We start from the raw sequence: 22,390 nt of genomic DNA on the forward strand, positions 1-22,390 counted from the left end.
CCGAATCCACTCGGAATTGCTAACGTCAGTTCTAAACCGAAAATTAACGCATACTAACCCGTAACTGACGGTTATACGAGACCGTTGGTGTTATATTCTTGAAACGAAAAGTTGAAAGACCTCAAATTGAAAAACAGAAATTTAGAAAATGGAAAAAATAGAAATTTATTCAAGTAAGAAAAAATCACTTTTATTACTAATTGCTTCACTTATTTTTGTTGTAGGAGGAATTTATATGTTCATGAATGCTGAAAATTTTACGGGATATAGAGCAAGAAATCCGCTTTTCACTAAAGGAATTGGAATAGCTTGTGTTCTATTTTTTGGATTAGGAATATATGTTTCAATTAGACAATTAATACAAAATCAATTAATTCTTATAATTGACAAAATTGGACTTAATGTTAATCCAAAAAAATCATTATCTGCACGAATAGAATGGAAAAACATTAACGGATTTTCTGAGATAAAAATCCAAAGCGCAAAAATTATAATAATTGACGTAAATAATTCAGATTATTGGATTGAAAAAGAAGAAAATGGATTCAGAAAAAAAATGATGAAGTTCAACGTAAATAATTATGGTTCTCCTTTTAATCTTTCAGCAAACTCAATGCAAATGAATTACTCTGAACTTATGAAAACATTAAACGAAAATTTGGATAAATACAAGGCCTAAAAGCCGTTTATAGCAATTGCTAGGTATGGTTTGTGTTCGGAATTTCACTTCGTCTGTTCGCTTCGCTCGGGTCTCCGAAAATTCCACGAGGAGTTTTGTACTTGTAATCTTTTGTTATAAATTTACGCAACTGCCACAAGCGGCAACACGTTGGCAGTAATGTTAAGACTACACATTCAAACAAATAATAACAAAATATGGAAGATGCTTTAGAGAACAACAATGAAAGTTCAAACTTGAAGGATAAGGACTTATTTATAAAAATGTGGACTTCTCCAAGACAAGTTTTTAAATATATTAACGACAACAATTATGATAAGTATGTTACGATATTATTAGTTTTATCTGGAATTTCAAGAGCATTTGACAGAGCCTCGATGAAAAATATGGGAGACAATATGTCTATATGGGCAATTATTGGACTTAGTATAATTCTTGGTGGACTATTAGGTTGGATTTCATTTTATATATATGCGGCATTAGTGAGTTGGACAGGGAAATGGATGAAAGGACAAGGTGAAACTTCTTCAATTTTAAGAATATTTTCTTATGGAATGATACCCTCAATAATTGCTCTTGTTTTTTTAATTCCACAAATTGGAATTTACGGAGTAGAGATATTTAAAGAAGATGGAGATATAACTAGTGCTGGCTTGATTTCTAATATTTTTGTTTATGGTTCTATGTTTTTAGAAGTAGTTCTTGGAATATGTACTTTGATATTTTGTGTTATTGGAATTTCTGAAGTTCAAAAACTTTCAATTGGAAAGTCAATACTAAATTTGCTGCTGCCTGTTTTGGTATTCTTAGTGCCAATTTTAATCATTGTATTACTATTAAAAGCATTTTAATGGAAGGCAAAACCACTACTGCTAACAGCAGTTAAAAGTAATGGCTTAGGCAAGGGCATGCTTCCGAATTTTACTTCGTCAGTTCGCACGTAGTGCTCGGGTCTCCGAAAATTCCATAAGGAGTTTTGTACTTGTAATCTTTTGTTATAAATTTACGCAACTGCCACAAGCGGCAACACGTTATAAAAAAAAGCAGATTCTTAAGAATCTGCTTTTTTTTTTTAATGCTTATGTTTATGACCTTTATGTTTCTTTGGTTTTTTATATTTTACAATATGTTCTTTATTGTAAATATAAGGAGTGTGTCCGCCAATTTCTAATTGAATTTGAGTTGACTTTCCTAAATTGATTTTTGAATAGATACTTGGTAATTTAGTAGAAATTGTCCATTTTCCATTGCTTAGATGTAAATAAGACTTTCTTTCCACGTCATAATAAAAATTTTGATCAGGAAAGTAAATGTGTTTTGTTTTGGCTCTGTATCCATGCGCTGGTGCCCATGGTGGTGGTCCTTGTGAAAACACATCTTGGGGGATAAGGAATAATAGAGTTAAAACTATTATTGACCAAAATGCTGAAATCTTCATTTTATTTGTTTCCATAATTGTGAATTTATTATTGTAAATATAATAATTCAATTAGTATGCCAAAAGTTTTTTAATAAAACTTTATTGCTTTTTAAACTATTTATAAAATCGTTTACGAACTACAACTCAGCATCGAACAACCAATTTTTACTCTAGCCCAATCGGGTCTTTTAATAAACCATTTTTCCATTTCAGGTTGTTCATCGTAAGGTTTTTGTAATAAAGTATATAATTCGTCAATTAAGCTGTAATCTTTTTTATCAGCTGCATCAATAGCCAATTGTGCCATGTAATTACGCAATACATACTTTGGATTCACCAAATTCATTTTTCCTTTTCGTTCACTATCTGATATTTCTTCTTCTTGCAAACGATTTATATATTGGGTAAACCAATACAACCAAGTTTCTTCCACTCGTTCTTTTACTTCGGCAATGGTATAAAAAGCATCTTGTATTTTTTCTAACCCTTTTTCAGGTGAATCGGTTTTCGAAATCGTACTTAAGTTGCGATAAAAAATAGTCATATCGGTTTCGGTTTCTTGTAAAACAGCCAGTAGTTGGTCAATAATAGATGCGTCATTTTCTTTCAGGTTTTCAAAGCCTAACTTAGTGCTCATCATTTTATAAAAATCATCTTGAAATTCATTAGAATAACCTTCTAAAATGGTTTCCAAAGGTTTTACATCTTCAATCAACGGATACAATGCATTAGCCAATTGCAGTAAATTCCAAAGCGCAATATTAGGTTGGTTCCCAAATCGATATCGTTTGTTTTCGGCATCGGTAGTATTAGGCGTCCAATTTGGGTTAAAATCTTCTAACCAACCATAAGGTCCATAATCTATTGTAATTCCATGAACCGACATGTTATCGGTATTCATAACGCCGTGTACAAAACCAACACGTTGCCAATGCAAAATCATTTCTTTTGTAGAATCGGTTATCGTTTTAAAAAAAGCAATGTATTTTTCTTTTCCTTCTGTTTTAATTTCTGGAAAATGATGTTTAATGGTATAATCGGCTAAAATTTGAAGGTTTTTCACATCATTTTTAGCAGCAAACAATTCAAAATTACCAAAACGAATAAAACTTGGCGCCATTCTACACACAACAGCTCCTTTTTCATAAGCTACATTTCCATTATAAAGCACATCGCGTAAAACTTCATCACCAGTTAAAGCTAAAGAAAGCGATCGAGTAGTAGGAACACCCAAATGAAACATGGCTTCGCTGCATAGATGTTCTCTAATCGATGAACGTAAAACGGCTAATCCATCGCCACGGCGTGAATAAGGCGTTTTACCAGCGCCTTTTAATTGCAACATCCATGATTTTGATTCATGTTCTACTTCAAAAAGAGAAATTGCTCTTCCGTCGCCTAACTGTCCTGCCCAATTTCCAAATTGATGCCCGGCGTAAGCCATAGCAAAAGGTTTTGTGTTTGGGTAAATATTATTTCCAGTAAATACATTTAAAAAATCATCCGATTGAATGTCATTTTCGGTTAACCCAATTTCATTGGCAACATTAGTAACAACATGAATAATTTTTGGAGCTTTTGTTTTTGTAGGATCAACAAATGAAAAACAAGCATTATCTACTTGACGAATTGAATTTTCTAAATTCTCATCGGCAGGTAATTCATTTATAAAGATATTTTGAATGTTTAATTTCATGCTATAATTGTATTTTTCAAAGTTACGAATTAAAATAGGCATCTAAAATTTCAAGTAATCTAAAATTCTTATCTTTGGAGTCAAATATTTTCCCAAATGATTGCAACAACAGAAAAAACTCAGTTAGAACTTTATTTTGATGAATTCAGAAAGAACATAATTGGTGTGGACCAAAATTTTGAAACTCCTTTTGGTATTCAAAAAATGGTGTATACGGATTGGACTGCTAGCGGAAGATTGTATCGTCCTATTGAGGAAAAAATGATGAATCAATTTGGCCCTTTTGTTGCCAATACACATACTGAAACTACGGTTTCTGGTACGGCTATGACAATGGCTTATCATAAAGCAAGACATATTATTAAACACCATATTAATGCAAACGATAATGATGTTCTAATTACTGATGGAACTGGAATGACAGGTGTTGTAAATAAATTTCAACGTATTTTAGGTTTAAGAGTTTCTGAAACATTAAAAGAATACACTACTATTCCAGATGTTATTAAGCCTATTGTATTCATTTCGCACATGGAGCATCATTCTAATCAAACTTCTTGGTTGGAAACAATTGCAGATGTAGTTGTGGTTCCTGCAAATGATGAAGGTCTTTTTTGTTTGGAGAATTTTAAAAAATTATTAGAGCAATATAAAGATAGAAGTTTTAAAATTGCTTCTATCACTTCATGTTCAAATGTTACAGGAATTAAAACGCCTTATCACGAAGTAGCTAAAATTATGCACCAAAATAATGGTGTTTGTTTCGTTGACTTTGCTTGCTCTGGGCCGTATGTAGAAATAGACATGCATCCAGAAGATCCAGAAAGTTATTTAGATGCTATTTTCTTTTCACCACACAAGTTTTTAGGTGGACCTGGAACATCTGGTGTTTTAGTATTTAATAAAAACTTATATAAAAACAATGTTCCCGATTGTCCTGGTGGTGGAACTGTAAGTTGGACTAATCCTTGGGGTGAACATAAATATATTGACAATATTGAAGATAGAGAAGATGGAGGAACACCTGGGTTTCTACAAGTGATAAAAATTGCTTTGGCTATTCAGTTGAAAGAGAAAATGGGAATTCAAAATATTTTGGATAGAGAGCATGAGCTTATAGAATATGTTTTTTCTGAGTTAGGAAGTTTAGAAAACATTAATATTTTAGCACCACAACATGAAAATAGGTTAGGAGTGTTTTCATTTTACATAACTGATTTACACTTTAATTTAGGTGTAAAAATTCTTAATGATAAATTTGGAATTCAAACGCGAGGAGGATGCAGTTGCGCAGGAACTTACGGACACTTCCTTTTGCATGTAGATCAAGAAATGTCTAACGATTTGGTTTGCCAAATATCTTCGGGAGATTTAATGAAAAAACCGGGTTGGATTAGAATGTCAATTCACCCTACCACAACGACTCAAGAAATAACGTACGTTTGTAATAGTATTAAAGAATTAGCTGCTAATCATTTAGAATGGGCTAAAGAATATGTTTACAATCCAAAGTCTAATGAATTTAATCATCATAAGGCTGCTTTTAAAGAAAAAGAAATGGTAGCCAATTGGTTTTCTGTATAAAATAAAAAAGGCTCTGAAATTCAGAGCCTTTTTTTATGCTTGTTTTTTATGTTTCCAACGTTTGTGCGTCCATAAGTAGTATTCAGGAGCTTCAAGAATTTGTTGTTCTACTTTTTTCATGAATAATTCTGATATTTCATAGTTTGGACATTCTTTTGGGTTGTCTACCAATAATTCAAAAGTTGCTTCATAATATCCTCTTTTTACTTTTTTCGTTTTAAGGAAAATAACATTCATATCTAATCGTTTAGCCAATACTTCTGCTCCAACATGAATAGGTGTTTCAATACCCATAAAAGTTCCCCAATGTGAACCTTTATGTGATTTTGGTGATTGGTCACTCGCAAAACCATAAACTCCAAGTTCTCCCGTTTTAGTACAATTTTCAATTGTTGAAACTGTTTCTTTTGTAGTAATTAAAACTGCTTTAAATCTAGAGCGAATCGTGTGAACTAATTTGTCAAAATACTTATTGGCAATTTTTTTGTAAATTCCATAACCCGTAAAATTAATATAATAATCCATTGAAACGGCCCATTCATAACTTGCATAATGTGCACATAATAGAGCTATACTTTTATTCTTTTTTTCCATATCTAGATACAAATCCATATTTGTAAACTTGTATCTCTTTTGAATTTCAGCTTTAGAAATAGTCATAGTTTTTATCATTTCTAAAAACATATCACACATATGGCTGTAAAACTTCTTCTCAACAATTCTCTGCTCTTTTTCAGAAAGGTGAGTTAATGCAAGTTTTAAATTCTCTCTAACCACTTTTTTTCTATACCCAATAATATTATAGACCAAAAAGCATACAATGTCTGAAAAAACATATAATAAAGGAAAGGGTAAAATTGAAATCAACCAAAGAATTGGATAGATTAAAATATAAAACAGTAACTGCATGAATTATTTTTTTACAAATATAGTTTAAGATTTATAAAGGATAATAAGTAAGTATTTTTAAATTTACATAAATAATTTAATACATGGATATATTTTTAATGGTACTTATAGGTATTAATGCTGTTGTAAGTTTAAAAGGGTTTAATGATTTAGAGTTTTTTAGAAAATATGAGTTTCATGTTGGAAGTATACGTTCTGGTGAGCAAATAAGAATGTTGACCTCTGCCTTTTTGCATGGAGATTTAATGCATTTAGCCTTTAATATGTTAACCCTATATTTTTTCGCACCAATTGTATTAGACACTTTTGGGAATTTAAATTTTTTATACGTTTATTTTATAAGTCTTTCAGCCGGAAGTTTACTTACCATGTATTTTCATAAAAATGATTATCATTACAGAGCAGTAGGAGCTTCAGGGGCAGTTATGGGAATAATATACAGTTCTATTTTGCTTTTTCCTGAAATGGATTTGTATTTATTTTTTATTCCTATTCCTATTCCGGGTTATATTTTTGGGATTGGTTATTTATTGTATTCAATTTATGGAATGAAAGCTAAGAATGATAATATTGGTCATACTGCACATTTTGGAGGCGCAATAGGTGGTTATTTATTTACTTTAATAAAAGAACCTAGTTTAATAGAAACTAACACGAAAATGGTTGTTTTATTAACTATTCCAATAATTGTATTGTTCTATTTACATAAAACTAATAAATTATAAAGTTGGCACGTGATTTGAAAAAGTAATTTTAAAAAATATTTAATTATGAAAAAAGTAATCTTGTTGTTAATTATGGTTTCAAGTTCAGTTTTTGCTCAAGAAGTAAAGCAAGTTCCTCAAATAAGTGTGATTGGTGAAGGAAAAATAAAAGTAGTTCCAGATGAAGCTTTAATATCTGTTTCAGTTGAAACGATTGCAAAAGAAGTCAAGGAAGCAAAAAATCAGAATGATGTAATTGCTGATAAAGTTTTAAAGCTTATTAAGAAAAAAGGAATTTTAAGTAGCGATTTTCAAACTCAAAGAATGAGTCTGACTCAAAATTATGATTATAGTTCAAAGAAGAAGAATTATGTAGCCAATCAAACTATTTCAATTCATTTAAAAGATTTATCAAAATACGATGAACTAATGTTAGAACTTGTAGATACAGGAATTAATAGAATCCAAGGTGTAGAATTTAAATCTTCAAAAATTAAAGAGTTTGAAAAACAAGCTAGAAAGAATGCTCTTATAGACGCAAAAGCTAAGGCAAATGATTATGTCTCAGTTTTAGATGGGCAAAAAGTAGGAAAGGCATTGTTGATTTCAGATAATTCTCAAACACATTATCCACAACCAATGTATGGTGGTATGATGAAAACTATGGCAATGGAAAGCGATGATTTGCCAAGAGAAACATTAGCAGTTGGTGAAATTGAAATAATCTCTACAGTTTCAGTAACATTTATATTAGAATAAATAACAAAAATATAATCTATAAAAAAAACCACTCTTTTGAGTGGTTTTTTTGTGGGGAGAGCAGGATTCGAACCTGCGAAGATGTAATCAGCGGATTTACAGTCCGCCCTCGTTGGCCGCTTGAGTATCTCCCCAACGTCAGCAGTCTTAAACTGCATTCAACAGGGCAAATATAGAATTGTTTTTCATTAGTAACAAACAATATTTATACAATTTTATGGACTTTTTTTTAATTGATTGATAATGAAAAGCATAAAAAAATCTCCATAAGGAGATTTTTAAATTTTTATATAAATAAAAGTAAATTATTTAGCTAATAATTCCTCTACTTTAGCTTTTAGTGCATCACCTCTTAAATCTTTAGCAATAATATTTCCGTTAGCATCTAAGATAAAAGTTGCAGGAATAGATTTTACATTATAAAGTTCTGCAATAGGTTCTTTCCAAAATTTAAGATTTGAAATATGATTCCAAGTTAAGCCATCTTTAGCAATTGCTTCTTTCCATTTTACAGCATCTTTGTCTAAAGAAACACCAATGATATTTAATCCTTTTTCATGATATTGATTGTACAAAGCTACAACATTTGGATTTTCAGCTCTACAAGGTCCACACCAAGATGCCCAAAAATCAATGATTGTTACTTTTCCTAAAGATTCTTTTAAAGAAATTTCTTTTCCTTCTGGATTTTTTGCAGAAAAGTCAGGCGCTTTGTTTCCAATTTGTATGTTTTCAAATGAATCTAAAGTATTTTTAATATTTAGACCTGATTTAGTTTTTAATAAACTTGGATCTAATTTGCTGAAATATTCTTTAATTTCTTCATTAGTAAGGTATTGTCTCATTAAGAAATTTTCAACTAAAAGTACTGATAAAAAAGCTTTAGGGTTATCTTTTATGAAATTTTTAGAAACATCGTTCAAACTTGTTTGATAGCTTGAGTATTCTTTCATAATCATATTTATAGTTGCTGTATCTTGTGCAGTTTTAGCAGCTTTCATTCTTTCTGAGTTTTGCTGTTGAAACTTTGCTAATTTTTTTGAGATATTATTTGACTCGTTATTATAAAATTGAAGTTTATCATTATTCATTGTACCACTAACTTTAGACTTAAATAAACTATCAGTAGCATAAGTAATATTAATTTTTCCCTCTTCTAAAATAAAAGGTAATTGACCATTCTCATTTTCAATTTTTATAAAAGCTAATTCTATCGATTCAAACTTTCCTTTGAATTCAAACTTTCCATTCTCTATAACAGCAGTATCTTTAGTTATAGGTCCTGCTTCGTCTTGTATTTCAATATATATTTTTTTTCCGTTTTCAATTCCATCTGCAACTCCACTAACTAAATATTCATTTTTTTCAAGTTTGTTACATGCAAAAGCTAATGTTGCAAGTGTAATAATGTAAAATATTTTTTTCATTTCAGTTTAAATTAATTTTTGACAAATGTATTTATTTTTTCTTTTTTTTGTAACTAATTAATATTAATCTTTTCATAAAAAAAAATCAGGCGTAACGCCTGATTTTTTTAATTATAAGTTTACTTTAAAGTCGAAGGACAAACAAATTTTGTTAAAGGAATTGATGTGTCTCTAATACCCGACATTCCTTTTTCTATATTTATCATGTTATGATAACCTCTAGACTTCATAATTGATGCCCAAATTACTGAGCGATAACCTCCTGCGCAATGGACATAGAATTTATCTTCCTTAGGAACTTCAGCTAAATGTTCGTTTATGAAATCTAAAGGAATATTTATACCTTTTTCTACTCGTTCTGCTTCAAATTCACTGGGTTTTCTTGCATCAATTACAATTGCATCATTATAATGAGAAGCAAAATTTTCGGGAGATACAGATTGTATTGTATCAGTTTCAAAACCTGCATTCTTCCATGCTTCTATTCCATCTTTTAAATAGCCAAGAGTATTATCAAATCCCACACGAGATAATCGCGTAATAGTTTCTTCTTCTTTTCCTTCTGGAATAACTAATAAAATTGGTTGTTTTACATCTTTTATCATAGCACCAACCCATGGAGCGAAACCTCCATGTAATCCGATAAAAATTGAACCTGGAATATGTGCTTTTACAAAGTCATTTTCATGACGAACATCTAGTATTAATGCCTCTGTTTGGTTTGCAACTGTTTCGAATTCTTTCGGACTTAAAGGTTTATTTCCTTTTTCCATAATGTTATCTAAACTTTCGTAACCTTGAATGTTTAACATTACATTTTGAGGAAAATAGGCTGGAGGAGGAGTTAAACCGTCAAGTAATTCATTAATAAATTCTTCTTTAGTCATATCTGCTCTTAAAGCATAATTCGTTTTCTTTTGGTTACCCAAAGTATCAGTAGTTTCTTTACTTAAGTTTTTTCCGCAAGCACTTCCTGCGCCATGACTTGGATAGACAATTAAGTCATCTGATAATGGCATTATTTTATTGCGCAATGAATCAAAAAGATAACCTGCTAATAATTCTTGGGTTAATTCGCCTACAAGTTCTTGTGCTAAATCAGGTCTTCCTACGTCACCAATAAATAAAGTATCACCAGAAATAATTCCGTGATCTTTTCCATTCTCATCTGTTAACAAATAACAAGTACTTTCTAAAGTGTGACCTGGAGTATGAATAGCCTTAATGGTATAGTTTCCAACTTTAAACTCTTGATTGTCTTCAGCAATTATACATTCAAAATTTGGTTTCGCAGTAGGACCATAAACGATTTTTCCGCCTGTTTTTTTAGCTAAATCTAAATGGCCAGATACAAAGTCAGCATGAAAGTGGGTTTCAAAAATATATTTAATTTTCGCATTGTCTTTTGTTGCTCTATCAATATAAGGTTGAACTTCTCTAAGTGGATCAAAAATTGCAACCTCTCCATTACTCTCTAAATAATATGCTGCTTGAGCAATACATCCAGTATAAATTTGTTCTATTTTCATGATATATAATTTTTTTGTAAAATTAATATTTATTTTTTTTCTTTATGTAACTCAAATTACATAAACAAGAATTCTTTTGATAAAATAAAAAGAGCCATAAGAAGTACAAAGTAACCAAATCCTTTTTTTAATTGCGACTCATTTATGAATTTGTTAAGACCAATTCCTATTAAAATTCCAAGAATTGTAACTAATGTAAATGGTAATAAGAATTGCCAATTGATTTCTATGTTTTGAACATCGCCTAAAAAGCCAATAAGCGAATTCATTGAAATAATAAATAAAGAAGTTGCAACTGCCCTTTTCATAGGTAGTTTTGCAAATAAAACTAAAGAAGGTATAATTAAAAAACCTCCTCCGGCTCCAATTAAACCAATAATAATTCCAATAATGAAATTCTGAATTACTAATGTTGATGTTTTAATTTGGGTTGTATTATCAATTTCATTTTTTTTCTTTTTTAACATTGAAATGGCAGCAAATAGCATTACAATTGCAAAAAATCCCATTAAGAAAGCATCCTTTGTAATAACCAAATTATCTGATTGAATAATATGATTTGGAATACTTTGAACTATATATTTACGTGTTATGAAAACTGCAATAAATGAAGGGATTGCAAAAATAAAACCAGTTTTAACATCTACTAGCCCTTTAAAATAATTGACACTGGCTCCAAAAGCAGAAGTTGTTCCTACAATAAACAAAGAGTATGCAGCTGCTGTAATCGGACTAAAACTTAAAATATAAACGAGTATTGGTACCGTTAAAATAGAGCCGCCACCACCTGTTAATCCTAAAACTAAACCAATTATCAATGCACCTATGTAACCTACTATTTCAATCAAAATTGCAGAACTTCTATTTTATTACGGTTTATTTTAACCTTTCCTTGTATCTCTAATGCTTTCAGTAATCTTGAAATTACAACTCGAGATGTATGTAACTCAGTCGCGATTTCTAAATGTGTGGTATTTAAATTAGGAGTTCCTAATATTTTTACTTTATCTGTTAGGTACTTGTATAGCCTTTCTTCAAGATTCATAAATGCAAGAGAGTCAATTGCTTCAAGCATTTCGTTTAATCTAATGTTATAGCTTTCAAAAACAAAATTTCTCCATGTTTTATATTTTGTAAGCCATTCTTCCATTTTAGATATAGGAATCATTAAAAGCGAACCATCTGTTTCTGCAATGGCTCGAATCTTACTTTTAGAATTACCTAAACAACATGTTAATGTCATTGCACAAGTATCACCTCTTTCAAGAAAATAAAGTAGTAATTCATCTCCTTTTTCATCTTCACGAAGAATTTTAATGGCTCCATTTAATAATAAAGGCATAGATTGAATTGCATCTCCAATTTCTATTAAATAATCATTTCCTTTAAATTCTTTATAAGTCGATACTGAAGAAATCTCTTCAAGTAAAGCTTCTTCAAAAATGAAATGATAAGCCTCAAAAAGTTTTTCGTTCATCCTTTTTTTATTTAGTGTAAAGATACGTTTATTCTCCTAAAAGGATTTGTGACTTTTGTTACAAAAAAGAAGAGTGTTCATTATGAACACTCTTCTTTAACTTAATCTTTATAAATTTAGTGGTTTAACATCTCCATTTGCTGTTATGATATAATATCGATTGTTTCTTATAATTGTATTTTTTGGTAATTGGTCTTCTTTAAGTTTTATTTTAATAGTCAAATCATAGAATATTTGAATGGTTGGTTCTGTTATATCTGCATTTACAACAAAGGTGTGTGTTTTTGCAAGAGCAGCATCATAAAATTGTGTGTTGTTTTTTCTAACATTATTAACTGTGCTTTCAGGTTCAAAATTAATACTCGCTTGACTAAAAGCTGAATAACTTCTGTAGCTTTCCATTGGGTAAACTGTGTTATATCCTTCCGTTAAAGATTTTTCTTTTTTAAATAAATCGGTATTCATAATCGCAGAATAATTGGTTAGCATTTGTTTGTATTCTTCTGCCGCTTTAACTTGTAAAACATCTCTAATATGATCTAAGTTACTAGTTACATAATCTACTTTGGCTAAATCATAAATTTCTTGTTTGGCACAAATATTCATGATGGTATTTAAATCATTGGTTTTTTTAAATTTGATGATTAGGTTTTTCTTCAATTCAAACCCTGAAGGCTTTTCATTATAGGTTTTTGGGTTGAATATTTTTTTCTGAATTTCATATTCGTATAAAGGAACAAAAGAAATCATATCAATTATTACTTCAACTTCTGGGTTAAAAGCAGTTATTGATTTAATTACGATTTCCAACCGCTCATCTATAAGTTTAGTGGTTTCTTCAGCTGTTTTTCCAATTTGCAGTACACTAAAAACGGCACGTTGTGAAGTTGCTTTTTCATTATAAATTCCTTTAATACTAATGTACATTTCATTTTCGTTCCCTGTAGTAGTTTGAATAGTGTTTACTTGATTGTTTTGATACTGATTTTGGTAATTGTAGTTACCGCTTGAAATGGTTTTAGCCGATTCTGAATTGGCATTTCCTGAATGTTGTGCAACCAATGAAGCTGTTGTAAATACAACCAATAACGAAAGTAATTTTTTTGCGTTTTTCATGATAAATAATTTTTAGTTTAATAAATGATTATAAAGAAGTGTCTATTTTATAAGTAATGGTAATGGATAACTCGTATTGAATTCCGATTTCTGATTTGGCAGCATTGATCACTTTATCAAAATCTGAAGTGTCTTGACCTTCATAGTAATACGTTGTGTTTTTACGTGCTAGTTTTTTTATGAAGTTTTGGTTTTGATTGCGGTATAATGTTTCAATTTCTGAATTCTCATACGCTTGATATTTCTTATATTGCGTTTTAGGGAAATAAATACCAAAGTTTTCGGTAGCATTTGGAGTTCCAATTATTCTTTTTCTAAAAGCTTTTGTGTAGGTTTCTTTTTTTAATTCGGCTATAGCCAAAGCTTCAGTGAATAAATCGCTTCTTATTTTTAGAATATCATCATTAGCATAATCGACCTTAATAATGTCATAGATCTCATATTTTGAAGCATGTGATATAATTTTTTCAATATCATTAATGTTGTTACTTGTAATTATGATGTTCTTTTTAATTTCAAACCCTTTTTGAAATTGTTCGGCTTTATTGTTTTCTAAACTGTAATCATAGATTTTCATTTGACTTATAAAATCAATATAAATGTTTTCTTTTTTAATTTTTAGCGAGTTTAAATCGTTTGTAAATCCGTTAATCCGTTTATTAATATTGGTATTACAAGTCGCAACTGTTTCAGCTTCTTCATTTGTCCCTAACATTATGGTAAATGAATCAGCTTTATTGTTAAGCAATATTTTTACATTAACAACAAGATGATTGTCATTAATACTTATGGAGTTTTTAGGAGAAGAACTATTCTTATTATAAGAATTATATCCTTCTTTTCCCATTACCTGATTTCCGCTTATTTGTGCATTTACAGTTGATGATAAAAGCACACAAGCAATAAATAATTTAGTTTTCATATTTTTAGTTTTTTACTGTTGACAGGGCAAACATACTTTTGTTTTTCAAAAAGAGTTTAGCAAAATCACTGTATAGGTACTGTAATGATTTTTCAGTACTTTTACAGTCGTTTTACAGCAGTTAATTAAATGGTAGAACTAACTTTGCCAAAGGTTTATGACAGATATTAATGTTTTTTATGAATTGAAAAAATGTGTTTTAGAGCACTATAAAAAACGTTACCCTTATTTTGAGGGAAGCTGGAAAAATTTTACGTCTCAAGACATTTTGAATTTGATTGATGATGTACAATTGCAAACCAAAAACAGTGTAAGTGAAAAGTGGATTTACACGCATTTAAAACCTGAAACTAACGAAAAACTTCCAAGAAAAGATATGTTGGATATTTTTTCTCAGTATCTAGGAACTTCAGGTTGGGATGAATTTAAATTTCAACCAATTGACAATGCTGATGTAGAAAAACAATTAAAGAAACCTACAAAGAATAAAAAGTATATTGTTTTTGGGTTTGTAACTGTTGTGATTTTTGGACTTGCTTTTTGGAAAATTCGAGTAAAAAAAGAACAACTTCAAACAATACGATTAGAAGAGAAATTTAGCAACGATAGTATTTCGTCTAGCTCCACAAAAGTGTATGTTGTGAAAGATAATATTGAAAATGAAGTTGTGTTAAAAGATTCTAAAATCGAAGTTGGTAAAAACGCTCAAGTTGTAATTAAAAGTCCTTTTTATAAAGAAAAGAAAATTGATTTAACACAAACTCCAAATGTTAATAAAGTAAGTTTGCAACCAAATGATTATACCAATATTTTACAAGGTTTTATAAAAAGCGATATTAAAGATTGGCAAACTAGAAAAGAGCAATTACAGAAGATTTTACATGACAATGTTGAAGTTATAGTAATGTTGAAAAATAATTTAGGTGCAGAATATTTTAATAAAAATGAGTTTTCTCAAAAATTAATCATTCCTACGCCATCTTTAAAGAAAATGAAAATAGTAGAAGTAACCAATGATAGTAACAATCAAATTACTTTTATTAGAATAATTCAAGAATAATGAAAAAAGCAATGTACCTGTACCTGTTACTGTTATTTCCTTTTTTGATTTTTAGTCAAAGTAATTCAACTACGACTTCAAATCAAGAAAATGTTTCTGCTAAGCAATTGAACACAAATGCTGGAGTTAAGATAAATAGCATTCAAAGTCAGTTTTCAAATGCTTCTATTGTGGAATACCAAAACCAAGCAATAAATACCATTAAAGATTTTTATAATTACATTAATTTATACCATTCTTCAGAAATTACAAACGAATTGAAAGTTGAGGTTGACAAGAGCATTCAATACTTATTTCTAAGTAATTCAATTCAATTAAAAGACGTATTTGATAACTCAGAAAAGCCAATTTCATTGAATAGTTTTTTGAACAAATGTAAAAAGCAATCAGTTGTTATTTCGGTTAGTAATTTTAATCAAAGTAAAACCATTTCAGATTCTTATTTTACTTTTCAATATACAATTCAAGTTACTTTAAATTCGAAAACTACAAGTCATACCGTTACGCAGAAAGTCTATTTTTTTCCAGGTGAAAAGGAATTTGGAACTACTGAAAAAAATGTATGGCAGTTAAAATTAGGTGAGTTTTAATGGGTTATTCTAAACACAATTTTCATAAACATACCTATTGTGACTTTCAAGAAATTGCAACGGACGAAGTTGCAAATATTGTTGTGAATTACAAAAGTAAGTCGGGGAGCAGTTATGCTTTTACGGATGTTGGTGTTTATCGATTTTCTAATCATTGGGGAAGAGCCGCAAATTGCAGATGGCGATTGATTTCCAACGAAAAGATAAAATCACAAACTCAAAAATGCGGTTTTGCAAAATGGACCGATTTCTACCCAAACAACGAAACGGAAAAATTGTTTTATATTGATGTGAATTGGTCAAATTTTGAAATAAATTTTCAACATAAAGACAATCCGCAATTTAACGGAAATGCCATTTTGCGTGCAGCTAATCAAACCGCAAAAAGAATTCAAACCATTAAAGAGGTTTTACAAACAGAAAGTTGGGCAAAATATTTAGAATATAATGACCCTTCAGTTTTGCGAAAAGAAATAGTAAGTCAGCTCATTAATACAGACGATACTTTTATAAAAATTAAACAAAATTATGCTAGATAAAACAGCACTTACTAATTTACATTCCGCTATTCAAGAAGTTATTGATGCTATTGCGAATAAAGAATTTAGAACTGCCAGTTTAAAATTGGAAAAAGTGAACAATACAATTGACACATATATAGATACAAGTTCAAATAATGAAACTTTAATAGAATTGAGTAAGTATCAAGTATTAGCACAACATCTTCAAAATAAATTAAACGAATCTGAATAAGTTTTCAAGTATTACATCAACTTTCAATTTACAATATGAAAAACTTCTTTAACTAAATATTAATAATCGTTTTTTTAAAAGGTATATAAGTTTACTTACCTTTATAATAATGAAAAATAACAATTATAAAAGTGGGTTTCAGTTTACCAAATATGAAGCGCCTTTTCAAACGCCATTCGAAAAATTATTTCCCATTTTCAAAGAATTAATTACACATACTTCTGGCGATTTTGATGAAGCGATTGATTGGTTACGACAATTAGATGTGGAATACAAATTAACCACATCTGAATATACCATTGATGATTTTATCGAAGATCTAAAGAAAAAAGGGTATATCAAAAACGAATTAAAACCCAATGGTTCTGGCGGAATGGCAATTACTGCAAAAACAGAAAGAGCTATTCGGCAACATGCTTTAGAACAAATATTCGGAAATTTGAATAAAGCGGGTTCTGGAAATCACAAAACAAAACAATCCGGTAAAGGTGATGAACAAACCGGAGATTTGAGAGAATTTCAGTTTGGCGATGCAGTGGAACAAATTTCATTAACCGAAAGTTTAAAAAATGCCCAAATTAATAATGGAGTAGGAGAGTTTATACTTACCGAAAAAGATTTGGTCGTGGAAGATAATCATCATAAATCGCAAATGAGTACGGTTTTGATGATTGATATTTCGCACAGTATGATTCTCTATGGCGAAGATAGAATTACGCCAGCTAAAAAAGTAGCAATGGCTTTAGCCGAATTAATCACAACTCGTTATCCAAAAGACACTTTAGATATTTTGGTTTTTGGTAATGATGCTTGGACTATAAAAATCAAAGATTTACCTTATTTGCAAGTTGGTCCTTATCATACAAATACAGTTGCTGGTTTACAATTGGCAATGGATATTTTACGTAGAAAACGAAATACCAATAAGCAAATTTTCATGATAACAGATGGGAAACCAAGTTGTATTCGCGAAAAAAACGGCGAATATTATATGAATAGTAACGGTTTAGACCAATATATTGTTGATAAATGTTACAACCAAGCTGCTCAAGCTCGAAAATTACACATTCCAATTACTACTTTTATGATTGCTAACGATCCTTATTTGCAACAATTTGTAAACCATTTTACAGAAGCCAATCAAGGAAAAGCCTTTTATACAGGTCTAAAGGGATTAGGTGAAATGATTTTTGAAGATTATGAAAGCAATAGGAAAAAGAAAATTAGATAATAGATAAAAGACAAAATATAACATATTATAATGAAAGAAATAAAAACATTAGGCGAATTAAAAAAATCGGGTTACCAACCTAAAAATATAAAAGACGAATTACGAACTAATCTAAGAAACAAAATAAAAGCAGGTGAAACTACTTTTGAAGGTGTTCACGGATTTGAAAATACTGTAATTCCAGAATTAGAAAGAGCTATTTTATCGCGTCATAATATTAATTTATTAGGACTTCGTGGTCAAGCTAAAACACGATTAGCACGTAAAATGATTGAATTATTAGACGAATATATTCCGGTTGTGGAAGGTTCGGAAATTAATGATGATCCATTAGATCCAATTTCTCGTTTTGCAAAAGAATTAATAACAGAAAAAGGAGATAAAACTCCAATTTCTTGGTTACACAGAAGCGAACGTTTTTACGAAAAATTAGCCACTCCAGATGTAACTGTTGCTGATTTAATTGGCGATGTAGATCCAATTAAAGCGGCTAATCTAAAATTGAGTTATGCAGATGAACGTGTCATTCATTTTGGAATGATTCCTCGTGCGCATCGTTGTATTTTTGTAATCAATGAATTACCAGATTTACAAGCACGTATTCAAGTTGCTTTATTCAATATTTTGCAAGAAGGCGATATTCAAATTAGAGGTTTCAAATTGCGTTTACCAATAGATGTACAGTTTATATTTACTGCAAACCCTGAAGATTATACCAATAGAGGAAGTATTGTCACACCTTTAAAAGATAGAATAGGTTCTCAAATTTTAACGCATTATCCAGAAACTATTGCAATTGCAAAAACTATTACAGCACAAGAAGTGAAGTTTGATAAAGATCAGCAAGAAATGGTTTATGTGCCTAGTTTAGCCGAAGATGTATTAGAACAAATTGTTTTTGAAGCTAGAGAAAGTGAATTTGTAGATGTAAAAAGTGGTGTTTCTGCTCGATTGAGTATTACGGCCTATGAAAACTTAATTTCAGCAGCTGAAAGAAGAGCATTATTAGCTGGAGAAGAAAAAACTATTGTTCGTTTATCTGATTTTATGGGAATTATTCCTGCAATTACAGGAAAAGTAGAATTGGTTTATGAAGGGGAACAAGAAGGAGCTGCAACTGTTGCGCAATATTTGATAGGTGATGCAATCAAGACTTTATTTCCAAATTATTTTCCAAAGATTGAAAAATTAGAACACGAAAACGAAAAAAATGCTTATTCTGAATTGTTAGAATGGTTTTTTACAGAAAGCGGTTTTGAATTACAAGATGATTTTACTAATTCAGTATACCAGAATACTTTAAATGAAGTTAAACCATTAGAAAACATTATTCAAAAATACCAACCAGAGTTTGCTAAAGAAGATAAATACTTTTTAAAAGAATTCATCCTTTGGGGGTTAGTGGAACATGAAAAGCTATCTAAAAATCGTTTTCAAAAAGGATATGAATACAAAGATTTATACAGTAATTTCATTAATAAACTTTAATTAGTGATAGAAATTTATCCTAAAAATATATTTTGCATAGAAGGCATACAATATTCTGATTCAAACTCTTCAATGCCTACTCAAGCTACCCTAGAAGTTTTGGCAGAAAATGATGACATTTTGATTAGCTATAAAACATGTAGCAATTTTGAAGAATTTGAATCTGTTTTAAGTAGTTTTTTATTTGAAGAAAAAATCAATCAAGAATTTGAAATGATATACTTTGCTCTAAAAGGCAAACCTAACTATATTGAAATTAATGATGAATTTTTAAGTTTAGAAGAACTTGCAGATCTTTTTGAAGGAAAATTTGAAAATAAAATGATTCATTTTGGAGGTGATTCTATTTTAAGAGTAAGTGATGAAGAAATTCATTATTTTATGGAAATTACGAATGCTTCTTCTGTTTCGGGTTATAGTTTAGATTCTCCATTATTGGCTACTTTAGCTATTGATGCTTTGTTTTTTGAGACCTGTCAGAAATTTGATGAATTTTCAGATATAAAATTAGGCTTTTATAAAAAATACACTAAATTTTGTGCAGCCTTAGGGTTTAGAATGTATTGTTAACGCTATGAAGAATTGTTATTGTTGTTCTGATAAACCATTTGAAAGTTGTTGTAAACCTTTTATTAATGGATTAAAGTTTCCTGTAAATCCTGAAGAACTTATGCGTTCGAGATATTCTGCATACGTAATACAAAATGCAAATTATTTAATGGGAACAACACATGTTTCTCAACGAGAATTTTATTCAGTTACAGATATATTACAATGGGCAAAAAGCAATACTTGGTTAAAATTAGAAGTTATTACTGCTCATGAAAATAAAGTAGAGTTTAAAGCTTATTATTTAGATGAAAAGCTAAAGGCACAAGTCCATCATGAAAAATCTACATTTAAGAAAGAAAACGAAATTTGGTATTATGTAGATGGAGAGTTCTTTTAGTGATTAATACTAATAATTTTCTAAAATTTAATTTTCCCTACTAATTTTCTTATTTTTGGTAAAACTACATTTTTATGATAAACGATAAAAAAGAATTAAGACAACTTATATTTAGACATTTAGATGGTTTAGTTATTTCTCCTGTTGCCTTTTGTTTACATAAAAAAAGGGTTTTAGATATTCTATTATTAAAAAAAGAAATTACCTTAAGTGAACTTGTACAATTAACTAATGCTAACGTAGGTTATTTAAATGTAGCCTTAAGAAATTTGGCTTCACAAGGTTTTATAGATTACCAAGTTAATACTGCCTTAAATGTAATTACTGTACAAACCAATTCTAAAAGTGCTTACGCCTTTTCTCTTTTTCCTTTATATGAAGATGTAGTAGAATTGTTGACAGAAACTGATTTGTTTACTTCAGTAGAAATAAATACAACTTCAATTGAAAAATTAGAAAATGTATTTCAGAAGTATAAAAATAATTTAAACCTTACTTTTTCAAATGACTCTGTTGAAAAGGAAATTCAACTTCAAATACTAAAACATATTGAAGGCTATTTAGTTGCTCCAGCTGTTGTAAGTTTAGGAATGACAGGTATGTTTCATAATTACTTTATGGAAACGTCTTTTAGTGCAGAAGAATTTCACAAACAACCAGAAGTTTTTAAAATTATACTTGACTTTTTTGTTTATTTAGAATGGTTTACCAAGAAAAATAATAATTACCAGTTTACCGATAAAGGATTGTTTTTTGCCAAAAGAGCCACTGCTTATGGAGTAACTGTTTCGTATTTGCCAATGTTTAAGCATATTGAAAAGTTGCTTTTTGGTGACGCAACTGCTTTACGAGATATTGCTCAAAATGAAGATGAAATTCATGTAAACAGAGAAATGAATGTTTGGGGAAGTGGAGGGGCTCACACTACTTATTTTAAAGTAGTTGACGAAATTATCATTGAATTGTTCAACAAACCTATTGCTGAACAACCAAAAGGAATTTTAGATATGGGTTGTGGTAACGGTGCCTTTTTGCAACATATTTTTGAAGTAATTGAAAGACAAACCAAGAGAGGTAAAATGCTTGAAGAATATCCGTTGTTTTTAGTTGGTGCAGATTATAACCAAGCGGCTTTAAAAGTAACAAGAGCTAATTTAATAAAAGCAGATATTTGGGCAAAAGTAATTTGGGGAGACATTGGTCGCCCAGATTTGTTAGCACAAGATTTAAACGAAAATTACAATATAGATTTAAAAGACTTATTAAACGTAAGAACCTTTTTAGATCATAACCGCATTTGGCAAGAGCCTAAAAATAGTACTCCTAATAGAATAAGCAATTCTACAGGTGCATTTGCTCATAGAGGAAAACTAATTACAAATAATGCAGTAGAAGACAACCTGTTGGAACATTTAAACAGCTGGGCGCCTTATGTGCATAAATTTGGGTTATTGATTATAGAACTGCACACCATTGCACCGCAATTAACAGCAAATAATATAGGAAACACTGCAGCAACTGCTTATGATGCTACGCATGGTTTTTCTGACCAATATATTGTAGAAATTGATGTGTTGCATAAAGTAGCTGCTGAAGCTGGTTTATTTCCAGATCCATTGTATTTTAAGAAGTTTCCCAACACAGATTATGCAACGGTAAGTATTAATTTATTGAAAGGTAAGTAGGTTTTCTATAAAATCAATCCTTCATTTTAATAGTGCCTAAACACACTTCACCTTCTTCAATTCCATCCAGCCAAACCTTTAATTTGTTGGTGCGTTCTTCGGTCATTTCTGCCAAGATGTAACTTCTACACATTGGATAAACACTACCATAATGAAATAATTTATCTTCTTTTGGAAATCGCATGGCCATTTCAGCATCGCGAAACTGAATCCATATGTTTTGTGCTTTTTTTAAATTAATAATGAAGTCTTTTTCATTACCATATTCTTTCAATATTTTGTTGTACACCAAATTTAGTTCTGCGTCTTTTTCTTTATAATGATTAAACGCTTCTTGGTTCATTTCTGATTGAGTTTGACCAAAAGTAATTTGACCAAAAGCGAATGTCAAAAAGCAAAGTATATATTTCAT

General features: G+C 30.0%; 24 protein-coding genes and 1 tRNA gene. 14 read left to right on the forward strand and 11 right to left on the reverse strand.

The annotated features are described in order from the left end of the window. Positions 1–148 precede the first annotated feature (148 nt). Entirely contained in the window at positions 149–679 is a 531-nt protein-coding gene (locus tag UXY25_RS08510; RefSeq protein ID WP_320815580.1) for an STM3941 family protein, read from the forward strand. Positions 680–876: 197 nt separating this feature from the next. Then, entirely contained in the window at positions 877–1,530 is a 654-nt protein-coding gene (locus UXY25_RS08515) for a Yip1 family protein (RefSeq protein WP_320815581.1), read from the forward strand. Positions 1,531–1,751: 221 nt separating this feature from the next. On the opposite strand, the gene UXY25_RS08520 is transcribed toward UXY25_RS08515, so the two are convergent. Both UXY25_RS08520 and UXY25_RS08525 read right to left on the reverse strand, forming a co-directional pair. Further along, positions 1,752–2,132, reverse strand: coding sequence for a hypothetical protein (locus UXY25_RS08520; RefSeq protein WP_320815582.1), 381 nt, complete (start codon positions 2,130–2,132; stop codon positions 1,752–1,754). A gap of 97 nt (positions 2,133–2,229) precedes the next feature. After that, positions 2,230–3,795 carry a protein adenylyltransferase SelO gene (locus UXY25_RS08525; RefSeq protein ID WP_320815583.1) on the reverse strand — a complete coding sequence of 522 codons (1,566 nt, stop codon included), beginning with the start codon at positions 3,793–3,795 and terminating at the stop codon, positions 2,230–2,232. Positions 3,796–3,891: 96 nt separating this feature from the next. On the opposite strand from UXY25_RS08525, the gene UXY25_RS08530 reads away from it, so the two are divergent. Beyond that, positions 3,892–5,379, forward strand: coding sequence for an aminotransferase class V-fold PLP-dependent enzyme (locus UXY25_RS08530; protein ID WP_320815584.1), 1,488 nt, complete (start codon positions 3,892–3,894; stop codon positions 5,377–5,379). Positions 5,380–5,412: 33 nt separating this feature from the next. On the opposite strand, the gene UXY25_RS08535 is transcribed toward UXY25_RS08530, so the two are convergent. Next, positions 5,413–6,288, reverse strand: coding sequence for a lysophospholipid acyltransferase family protein (locus UXY25_RS08535; protein WP_320815585.1), 876 nt, complete (start codon positions 6,286–6,288; stop codon positions 5,413–5,415). An 83-nt stretch (positions 6,289–6,371) separates the two neighbouring features. Between UXY25_RS08535 and UXY25_RS08540 the strand changes: the two genes are divergently transcribed. Both UXY25_RS08540 and UXY25_RS08545 read left to right on the forward strand, forming a co-directional pair. After that, complete coding sequence (locus tag UXY25_RS08540; protein ID WP_320815586.1) at positions 6,372–7,013, forward strand: rhomboid family intramembrane serine protease; 642 nt, start codon at positions 6,372–6,374, stop codon at positions 7,011–7,013. A gap of 45 nt (positions 7,014–7,058) precedes the next feature. After that, positions 7,059–7,751: an SIMPL domain-containing protein gene (locus UXY25_RS08545; RefSeq protein WP_320815587.1), complete on the forward strand. Its 693-nt coding sequence runs from the start codon at positions 7,059–7,061 to the stop codon at positions 7,749–7,751. Between the two features lie 52 nt (positions 7,752–7,803). Here the strand turns inward: UXY25_RS08545 and UXY25_RS08550 are convergent. The 7 genes from UXY25_RS08550 to UXY25_RS08580 form a co-directional block, all read right to left on the reverse strand. After that, positions 7,804–7,885, reverse strand: a tRNA-Tyr gene (locus UXY25_RS08550). 171 nt (positions 7,886–8,056) lie between these two features. Next, a complete protein-coding gene (locus tag UXY25_RS08555; RefSeq protein ID WP_320815588.1) occupies positions 8,057–9,178 on the reverse strand; it encodes a TlpA disulfide reductase family protein in 1,122 nt (373 codons plus the stop codon). A 119-nt stretch (positions 9,179–9,297) separates the two neighbouring features. Next, positions 9,298–10,707 carry an MBL fold metallo-hydrolase gene (locus UXY25_RS08560; protein WP_320815589.1) on the reverse strand — a complete coding sequence of 470 codons (1,410 nt, stop codon included), beginning with the start codon at positions 10,705–10,707 and terminating at the stop codon, positions 9,298–9,300. Between the two features lie 56 nt (positions 10,708–10,763). Then, positions 10,764–11,552: a sulfite exporter TauE/SafE family protein gene (locus UXY25_RS08565; protein ID WP_320815780.1), complete on the reverse strand. Its 789-nt coding sequence runs from the start codon at positions 11,550–11,552 to the stop codon at positions 10,764–10,766. Further along, positions 11,552–12,184, reverse strand: a complete 633-nt coding sequence (locus UXY25_RS08570; protein ID WP_320815590.1) for a Crp/Fnr family transcriptional regulator — start codon at positions 12,182–12,184, stop codon at positions 11,552–11,554. The genes UXY25_RS08565 and UXY25_RS08570 overlap by 1 nt, the downstream gene beginning before the upstream one ends. Before the next feature lie 108 nt (positions 12,185–12,292). After that, complete coding sequence (locus tag UXY25_RS08575; protein ID WP_320815591.1) at positions 12,293–13,300, reverse strand: SIMPL domain-containing protein; 1,008 nt, start codon at positions 13,298–13,300, stop codon at positions 12,293–12,295. A 28-nt stretch (positions 13,301–13,328) separates the two neighbouring features. Beyond that, a complete protein-coding gene (locus UXY25_RS08580) occupies positions 13,329–14,222 on the reverse strand; it encodes an SIMPL domain-containing protein (RefSeq protein ID WP_320815592.1) in 894 nt (297 codons plus the stop codon). A gap of 157 nt (positions 14,223–14,379) precedes the next feature. On the opposite strand from UXY25_RS08580, the gene UXY25_RS08585 reads away from it, so the two are divergent. From UXY25_RS08585 to UXY25_RS08625, 9 genes are all read left to right on the forward strand, one after another. Continuing rightward, the gene (locus UXY25_RS08585) at positions 14,380–15,282 is read left to right on the forward strand and encodes a hypothetical protein (RefSeq protein WP_320815593.1); all 903 of its coding nucleotides are present in this window, start codon (positions 14,380–14,382) and stop codon (positions 15,280–15,282) included. Next, positions 15,282–15,872 (forward strand): hypothetical protein, encoded by a 591-nt coding sequence (locus UXY25_RS08590; RefSeq protein ID WP_320815594.1) that lies wholly within the window; start codon positions 15,282–15,284, stop codon positions 15,870–15,872. The genes UXY25_RS08585 and UXY25_RS08590 overlap by 1 nt, the downstream gene beginning before the upstream one ends. After that, a complete protein-coding gene (locus UXY25_RS08595) occupies positions 15,872–16,411 on the forward strand; it encodes a hypothetical protein (protein ID WP_320815595.1) in 540 nt (179 codons plus the stop codon). The genes UXY25_RS08590 and UXY25_RS08595 overlap by 1 nt, the downstream gene beginning before the upstream one ends. Further along, complete coding sequence (locus UXY25_RS08600) at positions 16,401–16,625, forward strand: hypothetical protein (RefSeq protein ID WP_320815596.1); 225 nt, start codon at positions 16,401–16,403, stop codon at positions 16,623–16,625. Before UXY25_RS08595 ends, UXY25_RS08600 begins: the two co-directional genes overlap by 11 nt. A 109-nt stretch (positions 16,626–16,734) precedes the next feature. Beyond that, positions 16,735–17,856: a vWA domain-containing protein gene (locus tag UXY25_RS08605; RefSeq protein ID WP_320815597.1), complete on the forward strand. Its 1,122-nt coding sequence runs from the start codon at positions 16,735–16,737 to the stop codon at positions 17,854–17,856. A gap of 24 nt (positions 17,857–17,880) precedes the next feature. Continuing rightward, positions 17,881–19,344 (forward strand): sigma 54-interacting transcriptional regulator, encoded by a 1,464-nt coding sequence (locus UXY25_RS08610; RefSeq protein WP_320815781.1) that lies wholly within the window; start codon positions 17,881–17,883, stop codon positions 19,342–19,344. 3 nt (positions 19,345–19,347) lie between these two features. After that, the gene (locus UXY25_RS08615) at positions 19,348–19,914 is read left to right on the forward strand and encodes a DUF6642 family protein (RefSeq protein WP_320815598.1); all 567 of its coding nucleotides are present in this window, start codon (positions 19,348–19,350) and stop codon (positions 19,912–19,914) included. A 4-nt stretch (positions 19,915–19,918) separates the two neighbouring features. Then, the gene (locus UXY25_RS08620; protein ID WP_320815599.1) at positions 19,919–20,293 is read left to right on the forward strand and encodes a YchJ family protein; all 375 of its coding nucleotides are present in this window, start codon (positions 19,919–19,921) and stop codon (positions 20,291–20,293) included. A 74-nt stretch (positions 20,294–20,367) separates the two neighbouring features. Next, on the forward strand, positions 20,368–21,978 hold the full coding sequence (locus UXY25_RS08625; RefSeq protein ID WP_320815600.1) for a class I SAM-dependent methyltransferase: 1,611 nt from the start codon (positions 20,368–20,370) through the stop codon (positions 21,976–21,978). 13 nt (positions 21,979–21,991) lie between these two features. On the opposite strand, the gene UXY25_RS08630 is transcribed toward UXY25_RS08625, so the two are convergent. After that, entirely contained in the window at positions 21,992–22,390 is a 399-nt protein-coding gene (locus tag UXY25_RS08630) for a lysozyme inhibitor LprI family protein (RefSeq protein ID WP_320815601.1), read from the reverse strand.

The sequence above is a fragment of the Flavobacterium sp. genome (genome assembly GCF_034111225.1).
In the GTDB taxonomy this organism is placed as follows: Bacteria; Bacteroidota; Bacteroidia; order Flavobacteriales; family Flavobacteriaceae; genus Flavobacterium.

Excerpts from the sequence above, each read along its gene's own strand:
- UXY25_RS08510 (WP_320815580.1), top strand. The coding sequence starts at position 149 with ATGGAAAAAATAGAAATTTATTCAAGTAAGAAAAAATCACTTTTATTA.
- UXY25_RS08515 (WP_320815581.1), top strand. The coding sequence starts at position 877 with ATGGAAGATGCTTTAGAGAACAACAATGAAAGTTCAAACTTGAAGGAT.
- UXY25_RS08520 (WP_320815582.1), bottom strand. The coding sequence starts at position 2,132 with ATGGAAACAAATAAAATGAAGATTTCAGCATTTTGGTCAATAATAGTT.
- UXY25_RS08525 (WP_320815583.1), bottom strand. The coding sequence starts at position 3,795 with ATGAAATTAAACATTCAAAATATCTTTATAAATGAATTACCTGCCGAT.
- UXY25_RS08530 (WP_320815584.1), top strand. The coding sequence starts at position 3,892 with ATGATTGCAACAACAGAAAAAACTCAGTTAGAACTTTATTTTGATGAA.
- UXY25_RS08535 (WP_320815585.1), bottom strand. The coding sequence starts at position 6,288 with ATGCAGTTACTGTTTTATATTTTAATCTATCCAATTCTTTGGTTGATT.
- UXY25_RS08540 (WP_320815586.1), top strand. The coding sequence starts at position 6,372 with ATGGATATATTTTTAATGGTACTTATAGGTATTAATGCTGTTGTAAGT.
- UXY25_RS08545 (WP_320815587.1), top strand. The coding sequence starts at position 7,059 with ATGAAAAAAGTAATCTTGTTGTTAATTATGGTTTCAAGTTCAGTTTTT.
- UXY25_RS08555 (WP_320815588.1), bottom strand. The coding sequence starts at position 9,178 with ATGAAAAAAATATTTTACATTATTACACTTGCAACATTAGCTTTTGCA.
- UXY25_RS08560 (WP_320815589.1), bottom strand. The coding sequence starts at position 10,707 with ATGAAAATAGAACAAATTTATACTGGATGTATTGCTCAAGCAGCATAT.
- UXY25_RS08570 (WP_320815590.1), bottom strand. The coding sequence starts at position 12,184 with ATGAACGAAAAACTTTTTGAGGCTTATCATTTCATTTTTGAAGAAGCT.
- UXY25_RS08575 (WP_320815591.1), bottom strand. The coding sequence starts at position 13,300 with ATGAAAAACGCAAAAAAATTACTTTCGTTATTGGTTGTATTTACAACA.
- UXY25_RS08580 (WP_320815592.1), bottom strand. The coding sequence starts at position 14,222 with ATGAAAACTAAATTATTTATTGCTTGTGTGCTTTTATCATCAACTGTA.
- UXY25_RS08585 (WP_320815593.1), top strand. The coding sequence starts at position 14,380 with ATGACAGATATTAATGTTTTTTATGAATTGAAAAAATGTGTTTTAGAG.
- UXY25_RS08590 (WP_320815594.1), top strand. The coding sequence starts at position 15,282 with ATGAAAAAAGCAATGTACCTGTACCTGTTACTGTTATTTCCTTTTTTG.
- UXY25_RS08595 (WP_320815595.1), top strand. The coding sequence starts at position 15,872 with ATGGGTTATTCTAAACACAATTTTCATAAACATACCTATTGTGACTTT.
- UXY25_RS08600 (WP_320815596.1), top strand. The coding sequence starts at position 16,401 with ATGCTAGATAAAACAGCACTTACTAATTTACATTCCGCTATTCAAGAA.
- UXY25_RS08605 (WP_320815597.1), top strand. The coding sequence starts at position 16,735 with ATGAAAAATAACAATTATAAAAGTGGGTTTCAGTTTACCAAATATGAA.
- UXY25_RS08620 (WP_320815599.1), top strand. The coding sequence starts at position 19,919 with ATGAAGAATTGTTATTGTTGTTCTGATAAACCATTTGAAAGTTGTTGT.
- UXY25_RS08625 (WP_320815600.1), top strand. The coding sequence starts at position 20,368 with ATGATAAACGATAAAAAAGAATTAAGACAACTTATATTTAGACATTTA.
- UXY25_RS08630 (WP_320815601.1), bottom strand. The coding sequence starts at position 22,390 with ATGAAATATATACTTTGCTTTTTGACATTCGCTTTTGGTCAAATTACT.